This is a genomic window from Streptomyces sp. NPDC037389 (genome assembly GCF_040636475.1).
Taxonomy (GTDB): Bacteria; Actinomycetota; Actinomycetes; order Streptomycetales; family Streptomycetaceae; genus Streptomyces; species Streptomyces hesseae.
This window is the reverse complement of record NZ_JBEZUS010000004.1, coordinates 240047-252575: the sequence shown is the minus strand read 5'-3', so window position 1 is coordinate 252575 and position 12529 is coordinate 240047. Positions and strand designations below refer to the sequence as shown.

General features: G+C 69.5%; 9 protein-coding genes and 1 tRNA gene. 9 read left to right on the top strand and 1 reads right to left on the bottom strand.

All coding sequences use genetic code 11. The features are described from left to right. The first annotated feature begins 702 nt into the window (after window positions 1–702). The 9 genes from dnaN to AB0E98_RS10740 all read left to right on the top strand — a co-directional run bounded on the left by dnaN (window position 703) and on the right by AB0E98_RS10740 (window position 11198). The gene (dnaN, locus tag AB0E98_RS10780) at window positions 703–1833 is read left to right on the top strand and encodes a DNA polymerase III subunit beta (protein ID WP_361701076.1); all 1131 of its coding nucleotides are present in this window, start codon (window positions 703–705) and stop codon (window positions 1831–1833) included. A gap of 202 nt (window positions 1834–2035) precedes the next feature. Continuing rightward, on the top strand, window positions 2036–2914 hold the full coding sequence (gnd, locus tag AB0E98_RS10775) for a phosphogluconate dehydrogenase (NAD(+)-dependent, decarboxylating) (RefSeq protein ID WP_361701073.1): 879 nt from the start codon (window positions 2036–2038) through the stop codon (window positions 2912–2914). A gap of 46 nt (window positions 2915–2960) precedes the next feature. Continuing rightward, entirely contained in the window at window positions 2961–4085 is a 1125-nt protein-coding gene (gene recF / locus AB0E98_RS10770) for a DNA replication/repair protein RecF (protein WP_361701070.1), read from the top strand. Continuing rightward, window positions 4082–4636: a DciA family protein gene (locus AB0E98_RS10765; protein WP_361701067.1), complete on the top strand. Its 555-nt coding sequence runs from the start codon at window positions 4082–4084 to the stop codon at window positions 4634–4636. Before recF ends, AB0E98_RS10765 begins: the two co-directional genes overlap by 4 nt. A 382-nt stretch (window positions 4637–5018) precedes the next feature. Next, complete coding sequence (gene gyrB, locus AB0E98_RS10760; RefSeq protein ID WP_361701065.1) at window positions 5019–7061, top strand: DNA topoisomerase (ATP-hydrolyzing) subunit B; 2043 nt, start codon at window positions 5019–5021, stop codon at window positions 7059–7061. A 50-nt stretch (window positions 7062–7111) separates the two neighbouring features. Further along, window positions 7112–9739 carry a DNA gyrase subunit A gene (gene gyrA / locus AB0E98_RS10755; RefSeq protein WP_361701062.1) on the top strand — a complete coding sequence of 876 codons (2628 nt, stop codon included), beginning with the start codon at window positions 7112–7114 and terminating at the stop codon, window positions 9737–9739. 195 nt (window positions 9740–9934) lie between these two features. After that, window positions 9935–10702, top strand: coding sequence for a DUF3566 domain-containing protein (locus tag AB0E98_RS10750; protein ID WP_361701523.1), 768 nt, complete (start codon window positions 9935–9937; stop codon window positions 10700–10702). A gap of 77 nt (window positions 10703–10779) precedes the next feature. Further along, window positions 10780–10853: transfer RNA gene (locus tag AB0E98_RS10745), tRNA-Ile, on the top strand. A gap of 210 nt (window positions 10854–11063) precedes the next feature. Continuing rightward, window positions 11064–11198 (top strand): DLW-39 family protein, encoded by a 135-nt coding sequence (locus AB0E98_RS10740; RefSeq protein ID WP_208809277.1) that lies wholly within the window; start codon window positions 11064–11066, stop codon window positions 11196–11198. A 156-nt stretch (window positions 11199–11354) separates the two neighbouring features. Here the strand turns inward: AB0E98_RS10740 and AB0E98_RS10735 are convergent, their stop codons facing one another. After that, complete coding sequence (locus tag AB0E98_RS10735) at window positions 11355–12497, bottom strand: serine/threonine-protein kinase (protein WP_361701060.1); 1143 nt, start codon at window positions 12495–12497, stop codon at window positions 11355–11357. Window positions 12498–12529: the final 32 nt, after the last annotated feature.

The following is a 12529-nucleotide window of genomic DNA, read 5'->3' as shown; positions in this document are numbered from 1 at the left end:
CCGGTTCTCCACAGATTCGGGCTCTGTCCACCGTCCACACCCTGGGGACCGCGAAGTTATCCATAGGGTGTCCACAGACCGGGCTGTTGATATGCCATCAGGCGAGGTCAGCCGCGTGTGGATTTGTGGCAAACCTTGTTCCACAGCCTGTGGACAGCCGGGCCGCCCACAACCGCCCTCGAAGTTGTCCACCGGCCGCCCACAGGAGAACCGGTGTTATACACAGCCTTTCCACACCGCTGTCCACTGTTCGGCAACGAAACGCCCCATCTCACCGCACCGAGTGAAAGGCGTCACACCAGGGTGCCGGGTTGGGCTGTGGGCAACGGGGGTAAAGCTGGGGACAGCCCTGGGGAGAAGTGCGCCTCGCCTGTGCACCGGGTGTGCAGAACTTTTCGCGGTCCACAGACCACCCCGGTTTTCCACTCCCCCCACCCACAGGCCCGGTGGATAAAAAATCGGCCCTGACCTGGGCAAAGGAAGTTTTCCACGGTTTCCACAGCCCCTACTACTACGACCACAGTGTTCAAGGGGAGAACTCGTTTCGAAGTGGGTGCTGTGGATGAACCGGCCTCGCGCCACGGAGCTCGATTTGACCGCCGGCAGCGCCGGCTGTCAGCGGCGTGCGTCAGACTGGTCCCCGGCACTCAGCCGACGAAGAAGCCAGCAGGGCGAGCCAGCAACAAGCAGGAGGCGGTTCCGGTGAAGATCCGGGTGGAGCGCGATGTACTCGCGGAGGCAGTGGCCTGGGCGGCCCGCAGCCTCCCGGCCCGTCCGCCGGTACCGGTCCTCGCGGGCCTGCTGCTGAAGGCGGAGGACGGCTCCCTGAGCCTTTCCGGCTTCGACTACGAGGTCTCCGCCCGTGTCTCGGTCGAGGCGGATGTGGAGGAGGACGGCACCGTCCTCGTCTCCGGCCGGCTGCTCGCCGACATCTGCCGCGCGCTTCCCAACAGGCCTGTGGAAATCTCCACCGACGGTGTGCGTGTGACCGTGGTCTGCGGCTCCTCGCGATTCACACTCCACACCCTGCCTGTGGAGGAGTACCCGGCGCTGCCGCAGATGCCGACCGCCACGGGCACGGTCCCGGGCGAGGTCTTCGCCTCCGCCGCCGCCCAGGTCGCCATCGCCGCCGGCCGCGACGACACGCTGCCGGTGCTCACCGGTGTGCGCATCGAGATCGAGGGCGACACCGTCACCCTGGCCTCCACCGACCGCTACCGCTTCGCGGTCCGCGAGTTCATGTGGAAGCCGGCGACCCCGGACATCTCCGCGGTCGCCCTGGTGCCCGCCAAGACGCTCCTGGACACCGCCAAGTCCCTCAGCGGCGGCGACACCGTCTCGATCGCCCTGTCCGGCTCCGGCGCCGGTGAGGGCCTGATCGGCTTCGAGGGCGCCGGCCGCCGTACGACCACGCGTCTGCTCGAGGGCGACCTGCCGAAGTACCGCACGCTCTTCCCGACCGAGTTCAACTCGGTCGCCGTGATCGAGACCGCGCCGTTCGTCGAGGCCGTCAAGCGTGTGGCCCTGGTCGCCGAGCGGAACACCCCGGTGCGGCTCAGCTTCGAGCAGGGCGTGCTCATCCTGGAGGCCGGTTCCAGCGACGACGCACAGGCTGTGGAAAGGGTCGACGCCCACCTGGAGGGCGACGACATCTCGATCGCCTTCAACCCGGGCTTCCTGCTGGAGGGTCTCTCGGCGATCGACTCGCCGGTCGCCCAGCTGTCCTTCACCACGTCCACCAAGCCGGCGCTGCTCAGTGGCAAGCCGGCCATGGACGCGGAGGCGGACGACGCCTACAAGTACCTGATCATGCCGGTTCGCCTGTCCGGCTGAGGATTGCCGCTATGGGCTCGTAGCCGGTCATTTCGGCTGCGGGCCGGTCATGGCTGGTCGCGCAGTTCCCCGCGCCCCTGACGGGGCGCGGGCCGACCCGTTTGAGCGCTCTCACCCCACAGGTGTGCTCCCAGCCCTCGGCGTAGGCTCGAAGCACGTACCCCTGGTACGACCCGCACGACTACGGCAAAGAGGATCACCCATGGAGCTCGGTCTCGTCGGTCTCGGCAAGATGGGCGGCAACATGCGCGAGCGCATCCGCCGCGCAGGCCACACCGTCATCGGATTCGACCGCAACCCGGATCTGGCGGATGTCCACAGCCTGAAGGAGCTTGTGGATTCCCTCCAGGGCCCGCGCGTCGTGTGGGTCATGGTCCCGGCCGGTGCCGCCACCCAGTCGACGATCGACGAGCTGGCAGAGCTGCTCTCCCCCGGTGACGTCGTCGTCGACGGCGGCAACTCCCGCTGGACCGACGACGAGAAGCACGCCGAGGAGCTGGCGGCCAAGGGCATCGGCTTCGTCGACTGCGGTGTCTCCGGCGGCGTCTGGGGCCTGGAGAACGGCTACGCGCTGATGTACGGCGGCTCCCCCGAGAACGTCGCGAAGGTCCAGCCGGTCTTCGACGCGCTCAAGCCCGAGGGCGACTTCGGCTCGGTCCACGCGGGCAAGGTCGGCGCCGGCCACTTCGCCAAGATGGTCCACAACGGCATCGAGTACGCGATGATGCAGGCCTACGCCGAGGGCTGGGAGCTCCTGGAGAAGGTCGACTCCGTCACCGACGTGCGCGAGGTCTTCCGCAGCTGGCAGGAGGGCACGGTCATCCGCTCCTGGCTGCTGGACCTGGCCGTCAACGCCCTCGACCAGGACGAGCACCTCGACAAGCTGCGCGGCTACGCGGCCGACTCCGGCGAGGGCCGCTGGACGGTCGAGGCCGCCATCGACAACGCCGTGCCGCTGCCCGCGATCACGGCCTCCCTCTTCGCGCGCTTCGCCTCGCGCCAGGAGGACTCCCCGCAGATGAAGATGATCGCCGCGCTGCGCAACCAGTTCGGTGGCCACGCGGTCGAGACCAAGAAGTAGTTCCGAGAAGCGATACCCAGCAGCCGGGGGAGGTCGGCACGCAACCATGCACGTCACGCATCTGTCGCTGGCCGACTTCCGCTCGTACGCCCGGGCCGAGGTCCCGCTCGACCCGGGCGTCACGGCCTTCGTGGGCCCCAACGGCCAGGGCAAGACCAATCTCGTCGAGGCCGTCGGCTATCTGGCCACCCTCGGCAGCCACCGGGTCTCCTCGGACGCGCCGCTGGTACGGATGGGCGCCGACCGGGCGATCATCCGCGCCGCCGTCGTCCAGGGCGAGCGGCAGCAGCTCGTCGAGCTGGAGCTCAACCCGGGCCGGGCCAACCGGGCCCGGATCAATCGTTCCTCCCAGGTCAGACCGCGCGACGTGCTCGGCATCGTGCGCACCGTGCTGTTCGCCCCCGAGGACCTGGCCCTCGTCAAGGGCGACCCCGGCGAGCGCCGCCGGTTCCTCGACGAGCTGATCACCGCGCGCTCACCCCGTATGGCGGGTGTGCGCTCCGACTACGAGCGCGTCCTCAAGCAGCGCAACACCCTGCTGAAGTCCGCCGCGATGGCCCGCCGCCACGGCGGCCGCCAGATGGACCTCTCCACCCTCGACATCTGGGACCAGCACCTGGCCCGCGCCGGCGCGGAGCTGCTCGCCCGGCGGCTCGACCTGATAGCCACTCTGCGCCCGCTGGCCGACAAGGCCTACGAGCAGCTGGCGCCCGGCGGCGGCCCCATCTCCTTCGACTACCGCGGCCCGGCCGGCATCGAGGGCGCCCATACCCGCGAGGAGCTCTACGAGGCGCTGCTCGTCGCCCTCGCCGAGGCCCGCAAGCAGGAGATCGAGCGCGGTGTGACGCTCGTCGGCCCGCACCGCGACGAGCTGCTGCTGCGCCTGGGCGAGCTGCCCGCCAAGGGGTACGCGAGCCACGGCGAGTCCTGGTCGTACGCGCTGGCGCTGCGCCTGGCCTCGTACGAGCTGCTGCGCGCGGAGGGCGACGAGCCGGTGCTGGTGCTCGACGACGTCTTCGCCGAGCTGGACGCCAGACGGCGGGAACGGCTGGCGGAGCTGGTTGCTCCGGGCGAGCAGGTCCTGGTGACGGCGGCCGTGGACGACGACGTGCCCGGTGTCCTCACCGGTGCCCGCTACGCGGTCGAGCGGGGCGGGGTCGAGCGCGTATGAGCACGCCGTCCGGCCATCGGGACCACGGTCCGGGGGACCAGGGGAAGCCGCCGGAGCCCTCCGGAGTGGACCTGGCGCGCGTGGCGCTGCGGGCCGCCAAGGAGCAGGCCCGGGCGCGGGGCGCGGCGGCGCAGCAGAAGAAGCAGGCCCGCCGCGGGGGACTGCGCTCCGGGGCGCGCGCCGACGGTCGCGATCCGCTGCCGCTGGGTGCCGCGATCAACCGGCTGATCACCGAGCGGGGCTGGGAGACGCCCGCGGCGGTCGGCGGGGTGATGGGCCGCTGGCCGCAGATGGTCGGCCCCGAGGTGGCGCTGCACTGCGAGCCGCAGAAGTACGACGAGGACGCGCGGGTGCTCACGGTGCAGTGCGACTCGACGGCCTGGGCGACCCAGCTGCGGCTGCTGGCGCCCACGCTGGTGGCCCGGCTCAACGACGACCTGGGCCAGGGCACGGTGAAGACGATCAAGGTGCTGGGTCCGGGCGGGCCCGCGCGCCGGTACGGGCCGCTGCGCGCCCCCGGGAGCACCGGCCCCGGCGACACCTATGGATGATCTACCGGTCATGGTTGGTCAAAGGTTGTCCCAGGTCGGAAGCACCGGGGACGGCCGTGCGGAAGCCGGGCCGACGACGGGTGATGCGCAGAGTGACGCCCGGGGCCGGTGGACACTCCGCGCACGGTAGCGGGCGGTTGACAGCCCGAAGCGCTGAGTGCCCCTGTGAGCCTCTTGGAGGCCGGGGCCGAATATGGGGAGTCGGCTGATGCCGGTTCAGGGCGCCACAAGAGGACTCAGGCACCGGCAAACCCCCATTCATGTCAGCGCCACCGGTACACTGGTAGTAATCCCGCCGGATCGCGGGAGTCGTCGACCAACACTGAACGACGCAGCCGCTCCTGCCTGCCCCCGGGATTCCCGCCGCGGTAGGGGATGGCCTGTGCTGTGCCAGAAAGGGCGCTTCGTGGCCGATTCCGGCAACCCCAACGAGAACACCACCCCCTCCGAGGCTGTGGGCGCCGGGTCCGCCCCTGGCGGTGAGACGTCGTACGACGCCAGTGCGATCACCGTGCTGGAGGGCCTGGACGCGGTCCGCAAGCGGCCCGGCATGTACATCGGCTCCACCGGCGAGCGCGGCCTCCACCACCTCGTCTACGAGGTCGTCGACAACTCCGTCGACGAGGCTCTCGCCGGTCACGCGGACACCATCGACGTGACGATCCTGTCCGACGGCGGCGTGCGCGTCGTCGACAACGGCCGAGGCATCCCGGTCGGCATCGTGCCCTCCGAGGGCAAGCCCGCCGTCGAGGTCGTCCTGACCGTGCTGCACGCGGGCGGCAAGTTCGGCGGCGGCGGCTACGCCGTCTCCGGTGGTCTGCACGGCGTCGGCGTCTCCGTCGTCAACGCCCTGTCCACGCGCGTCGCCGTCGAGGTCAGGACCGACGGCTTCCGCTGGACCCAGGACTACAAGCTCGGCGTCCCGACCGCCCCGCTGCAGAAGAACGAGGCGACGGACGAGACCGGCACCTCCGTCACCTTCTGGGCCGACGGCGACATCTTCGAGACCACCGAGTACTCCTTCGAGACGCTCTCGCGGCGCTTCCAGGAGATGGCGTTCCTCAACAAGGGCCTGACCATCTCGCTGACCGACGAGCGCCCGGCGCACGTGGACGAGGAGGGCAAGCCCCTCTCCGTCCGCTACCACTACGAGGGCGGCATCTCCGACTTCGTCCGCTACCTCAACTCCCGCAAGGGCGAGGTCGTTCACCCCTCGGTGATCGCCTTCGAGTCCGAGGACAAGGAGCGGATGCTCTCCCTCGAGGTGTCGATGCAGTGGAACACCCAGTACAGCGAGGGTGTCTACAGCTTCGCCAACACCATCCACACCCACGAGGGCGGCACCCACGAGGAGGGCTTCCGCGCGGCGCTCACCGGTCTGATCAACCGCTACGCGCGCGACAAGAAGCTGCTCCGCGAGAAGGACGACAACCTCACGGGCGACGACATCCGCGAGGGCCTGACGGCGATCATCTCCGTCAAGCTCGGCGAGCCGCAGTTCGAGGGCCAGACCAAGACCAAGCTGGGCAACACCGAGGCCAAGACCTTCGTCCAGAAGGTCGTCCACGAGCAGCTCACGGACTGGCTGGACCGCAACCCCAACGAGGCCTCGGACATCATCCGCAAGTCCATCCAGGCGGCCACCGCCCGGGTGGCGGCCCGCAAGGCGCGCGACCTCACCCGCCGCAAGGGCCTGCTGGAGACGGCGTCGCTGCCGGGCAAGCTGTCCGACTGCCAGTCGAACGAGCCGGCCAAGTGCGAGATCTTCATCGTCGAGGGTGACTCCGCCGGCGGCTCGGCCAAGTCCGGCCGCAACCCGCAGTACCAGGCGATCCTCCCGATCCGAGGCAAGATCCTCAACGTCGAGAAGGCCCGGATCGACAAGATCCTCCAGAACACCGAGATCCAGGCGCTGATCTCCGCCTTCGGCACCGGTGTGCACGAGGACTTCGACATCTCGAAGCTCCGCTATCACAAGATCATCCTGATGGCGGACGCCGACGTCGACGGTCAGCACATCAACACCCTGCTGCTCACCTTCCTCTTCCGCTTTATGCGTCCACTGGTCGAGGCCGGGCACGTCTACCTCTCCCGTCCCCCGCTCTACAAGATCAAGTGGGGCAAGGACGACTTCGAGTACGCCTACTCCGACCGCGAGCGCGACGCCCTGATCCAGCTGGGCCGGGAGAACGGCAAGCGGATCAAGGACGACTCGGTCCAGCGCTTCAAGGGTCTCGGCGAGATGAACGCCGAGGAGCTGCGCGTCACCACCATGGACGTCGACCACCGTGTGCTCGGCCAGGTCACGCTGGACGACGCCGCGCAGGCGGACGACCTGTTCTCGGTGCTCATGGGCGAGGACGTCGAGGCACGGCGCTCCTTCATCCAGCGCAACGCCAAGGACGTCCGCTTCCTCGACATCTGAGCCTGTCGGCCACCCGAAACAGCCGCAGCGCGAAAGGACTTTGAACAGCAATGGCCGACGAGACCCCTGAGACTCCCACCGCTCCCGTCCCCGAGGTCACGCCCGAGGGTGCCCCGGCACCCCTGGAGGGCGTGGGCATGCGCGTCGAGCCCGTCGGGCTCGAGACGGAGATGCAGCGCTCGTACCTCGACTACGCGATGAGCGTCATCGTCTCGCGTGCGCTCCCCGACGTCCGCGACGGCCTCAAGCCGGTGCACCGCCGCGTGCTCTACGCGATGTACGACGGCGGCTACCGGCCCGAGAAGGGCTTCTACAAGTGCGCCCGCGTCGTCGGTGACGTCATGGGTACGTACCACCCGCACGGCGACGCCTCCATCTACGACGCGCTCGTCCGCCTCGCCCAGCCCTGGGCCATGCGGATGCCGCTCGTCGACTCCAACGGCAACTTCGGCTCCCCGGGCAACGACCCGGCCGCCGCCATGCGCTACACCGAGTGCAAGATGGCGCCGCTGTCGATGGAGATGGTCCGGGACATCGACGAGGAGACCGTCGACTTCCAGGACAACTACGACGGCCGCAACCAGGAGCCGACGGTCCTGCCGTCGCGCTTCCCCAACCTGCTGGTGAACGGTTCCGCCGGTATCGCCGTCGGTATGGCCACCAACATCCCGCCGCACAACCTGCGCGAGGTGGCCGAGGGCGCCCAGTGGTTCCTGGCCAACCCCGAGGCCTCCGCCGAGGAGCTCCTCGACGCGCTCATCGAGCGGATCAAGGGCCCCGACTTCCCGACCGGCGCCCTCGTGGTGGGCCGCAAGGGCATCGAGGAGGCCTACCGCACCGGCCGCGGCTCGATCACCATGCGCGCGGTCGTCGCGGTCGAGGAGATCCAGAACCGCCAGTGCCTGGTGGTCACCGAGCTGCCCTACCAGGTCAACCCGGACAACCTCGCGCAGAAGATCGCCGACCTGGTGAAGGACGGCAGGGTCGGCGGCATCGCCGACGTCCGCGACGAGACCTCCTCCCGCACGGGCCAGCGCCTGGTCGTCGTCCTCAAGCGGGACGCGGTCGCCAAGGTCGTCCTCAACAACCTCTACAAGCACACCGATCTCCAGACCAACTTCGGCGCCAATATGCTGGCGCTGGTCGACGGCGTGCCGCGCACCCTCTCGCTGGACGCGTTCATCCGCAACTGGGTGACGCACCAGATCGAGGTCATCGTCCGGCGCACCCGTTTCCGGCTGCGCAAGGCGGAGGAGCGCGCCCATATCCTGCGCGGTCTGCTCAAGGCCCTGGACGCCATCGACGAGGTCATCGCGCTCATCCGGCGCAGCGACACCGTCGACGTCGCCCGTACGGGCCTGATGGGCCTGCTCCAGATCGACGAGATCCAGGCCAACGCCATCCTCGAGATGCAGCTGCGCCGACTGGCCGCCCTGGAGCACCGGAAGATCACCGCCGAGCACGACGAGCTCCAGGCGAAGATCAACGAGTACAACGCCATCCTGGCCTCGCCCGAGCGGCAGCGCGGCATCATCAGCGAGGAACTGACGGCGATCGTCGAGAAGTTCGGCGAGGACCGGCGCTCCCAGCTGGTGCCCTTCGAAGGCGACATGTCCATCGAGGACCTGATCGCCGAGGAGGACATCGTCGTCACGATCACCCGCGGCGGCTATGTGAAGCGCACCAAGACCGAGGACTACCGCTCGCAGAAGCGCGGTGGCAAGGGCGTGCGCGGTACGAAGCTGCGCGAGGACGACATCGTCGACCACTTCTTCGTCTCCACCACCCACCACTGGCTGCTCTTCTTCACCAACAAGGGCCGGGTCTACCGGGCCAAGGCGTACGAGCTGCCGGACGCCGGCCGGGACGCGCGTGGTCAGCACGTGGCCAACCTGCTGGCCTTCCAGCCGGACGAGAAGATCGCCCAGATCCTCGCCGTCCGCGACTACGACGTGGCGCCCTACCTGGTGCTGGCCACCAAGTCGGGCCTGGTGAAGAAGACCCCGCTCAAGGACTACGACTCGCCGCGCTCCGGCGGTGTCATCGCCATCAACCTCCGGGAGACGGACGGTGGCGTCGAGGATGAGCTGATCGGCGCCGAGCTGGTCTCGGCCACCGACGACCTGCTGCTGATCAGCAAGAAGGCGCAGTCCATCCGCTTCACCGCTTCGGATGACACCCTCCGTCCCATGGGCCGTGCCACCTCCGGTGTCAAGGGCATGAGCTTCCGTGAGGGTGACGAGCTCCTCTCGATGAATGTGGTCCGTCCCGGTACGTTCGTCTTCACCGCCACCGACGGCGGGTACGCCAAGCGCACCAACGTCGACGAGTACCGCGTTCAGGGCCGAGGCGGCCTCGGCATCAAGGCCGCCAAGATCGTGGAGGACCGCGGTTCCCTGGTCGGCGCCCTGGTGGTCGAGGAGGGCGACGAGATTCTGGCCATCACTCTGGGCGGCGGTGTGATCCGCACCCGGGTCGCCGAAGTCCGGGAGACGGGCCGTGACACCATGGGCGTCCAACTGATCAACCTGGGCAAGCGCGATGCCGTCGTGGGCATCGCCCGGAACGCCGAGGCCGGTCGCGAGGCTGAGGGTGTCGACGAGGCGATCGACGCGGCCGAGGGCGGGTCCGAGGCGGCCGAGGGCACCATGCCTCAGGCCGAGCACACCGAGGAGTAATTCGTGAGTCGAGCCACGGGCACCGCCGAGAGCGGCGCGGGTGCCAAGCGGCGGGATCCCGCCCCACCCGACACCGACAAGGTGGAGGCCCGTGGCTCGGTCGCGGACGGCACGGCCGACAAGGACGGCGCGGCCGACAAGGACGGCGCGGGCTCCCGGGCCGGTGGCACCAGGACCGCAGGCAGGGGGAAGACCATGACGGAGACCCGAGGTCCACAGCCGTATCACCCGCCGAAGGCGTACGAGCCTCCGGCCGAACGCTCCGATTCCGAGGACGGTTCCGAAGCCGATTCCGAATCCCGTTCCGCTTCTGAGGCCGCCAAGGCCGCCGAGGCCTCCGGCGGTGCGGCCAAGGGTGCCAAGGACGGCAAGGGCGCCAAGGACGGCAAGGACGGGAAGCCCACCAAGGCCGCCCGGACCGCTCAGGCCACCAAGACCGGCCAGTCCGGCCAGTCCGCTCGGGCCGCGAAGGCGGGCGAGGACGGGAAGGCCGCCAAGGTGCCCGGGCCCGCCCAGCCGGCCGACCGCGCCGCCGGCCAGGAGCAGGCCCCCGCGCAGCGCCCCGCGGTCCGTACGGCCGCCACGGGCCCGCGTACGCGCAAGGCGAGGCTGCGGGTGGCCAAGGCCGACCCGTGGTCGGTGATGAAGGTCAGCTTCCTGCTGTCGGTCGCCCTGGGCGTCTGCACGATCGTGGCCGCGGCCGTCCTGTGGACGGTCATGGACGCGATGGGCGTCTTCCAGGCCGTCGGCGGTACCGTCAGCGACGCCACCGCCTCCGGTGAGGGCGGCGGCTTCGATCTGGAGTCGTTCCTGTCGCTGCCGCACGTGCTGCTCTTCACCACCGTCATCGCGGTGGTCGACGTCGTGCTGGCGACCGCCCTGGCCACGCTCGGCGCCTTTGTCTACAACCTCGCCGCCGGTTTCGTGGGCGGCGTTGAGCTGACGCTCGCCGAGGACGAATAGAGCTTCCCGGGGCACGGGGCCCGGGCGATTTTGGGACTGGGCCCCAAGTGCGCTAATCTTTCGGTGTCGCAAGGCGCGGGGCTATAGCTCAGACGGTTAGAGCGCTTCCCTGATAAGGAAGAGGCCACAGGTTCAAGTCCTGTTAGCCCCACAGTACGATCGGCCCGGACGGAATTCTCCGTCCGGGCCGATCGCTTTTGGGAGTTCACGGCCGGGCACTGCCGCCGGCGGGCCCGGGCGCCGGGTGCCGGCCGGGGTGGTCCCGGAGGGGGAGCGGGCACAGGTCACCGATCGGTATCGGCCGGTGTGTATCATCGGCCACCAGAGGCTCCCTCACGTCAAGGAAAGACGAGGTCGCGCGGTGAAGAAGCTGCTCCTGGTCGCACTGGCCGCCATCGGCGGGCTCCTCGTGTACCGGCAGATCCAGGCGGATCGTGCCGAGCAGGACCTGTGGACGGAGGCGACCGACTCCGTTCCCTCGGGTTCGGGTGTGTGAGTCGCCGGATCCGCGACACGAACTGAACTGAAGCAGGGCCCCGGCCGCGGAAGCGGCCGGGGCCCTGCTCATGCGTTCGGGCCCGGTCCGTTTGCGCGTCCGTTTGCACCGAGGGTTTGATTGCGTACGCAAATAAAATGATTGCGAACGTAAAGATCATCCGCCCTGGCCGGCGAGGAGCGCCCACACCCCGATCGCGAGGCTGAGCAACGCCACGACCAGCACCGGCACCACCACCTTCGACGGCGGTCCCGAGGGTCGTCGAGACCCCCGTGAGGGCGCCACGGCGGGCTCCTGGACGGGCTCCTGAGCGGGCGGCGGAGGCAGCGGCGGGGGGAGCGGCCGCGGGGTCGTGTAGGGGCGTGTGGGCGGGTAGGCGGGGAGCGGTGGAGCCATGGGGGGCTCCGCGATCGGCTGCCGCTCCGGGCCGTCCCGGCCGAAGCCCGGCGGCAACGGGCCCAACTGGTCGAAGACCTCGATCCGCTCCTCGTCGGCGTCGGGCGGATCCAGCAGCTCCACGGCCGCCGCGAGGGCCTTGCGCGCCCCCGTGGCCGTACGGAAGCGGGCGTACGGATCCGGGTGGAGCAGACTGGCGACGACCTCCCAGAGCGGCTCCGGCACCTCCTGGGGAGCGCTCGGCACGCCCTGCTCGGGGAACAGCTCGACCAGCGCCTCGGCGTCCGGTTTACGGCCCGTGAGGAGATAGAGGGCCACCAGCCCGACGGCGAAGAGGTCGGCGGGAAAGTCCGGTTCCTCGCCCAGCATTTGCTCGGGCGCGAAGTAACCCGGCGTCCCCATGACGAAGTTGGTGTCCGTGAGCCTCGGCTCGCCCTTGCGCATGGCGATCCCGAAATCGGAGAGCCGTAAATGCGGGCGGCCCGTACCGGTCGCCTCCAAAAGGAGGTTGGCCGGTTTGATGTCCCGGTGCACCACGCCTTCCGCGTGCACCGCCGCGAGCCCGGACAGCAGCTGATCCAGCAATACGCAGACGAAATGCGGCGGCAACGGCCCGTAGTCGCCGATGAGATGGGCGAGCGAGCCGCCGCCCACCATCTCCATGGTGAACAGCACCTTGTCGTCGTCGGCCGCCCAGCTCATCGGGGCCAGCACATGGGGATGGTCGATGCGCAGGGCCTGCTCGCGGACGAACCTCAGCAGTGTGTGGGCGTCGCTCTGCTGAAGCACCTTCGCGGCCACGTAGCGCTTCCGCCGCTGGTCCCAGGCCCGCCAGACGGCGCCCGCCCCGCCCCGCCCGATCGGGTCCACCAGCTCGTACCGCCCAGCGAAGAGCTCACCCATGTCGCGCGCGTCACCCCCGCCTCCGCCGTGCG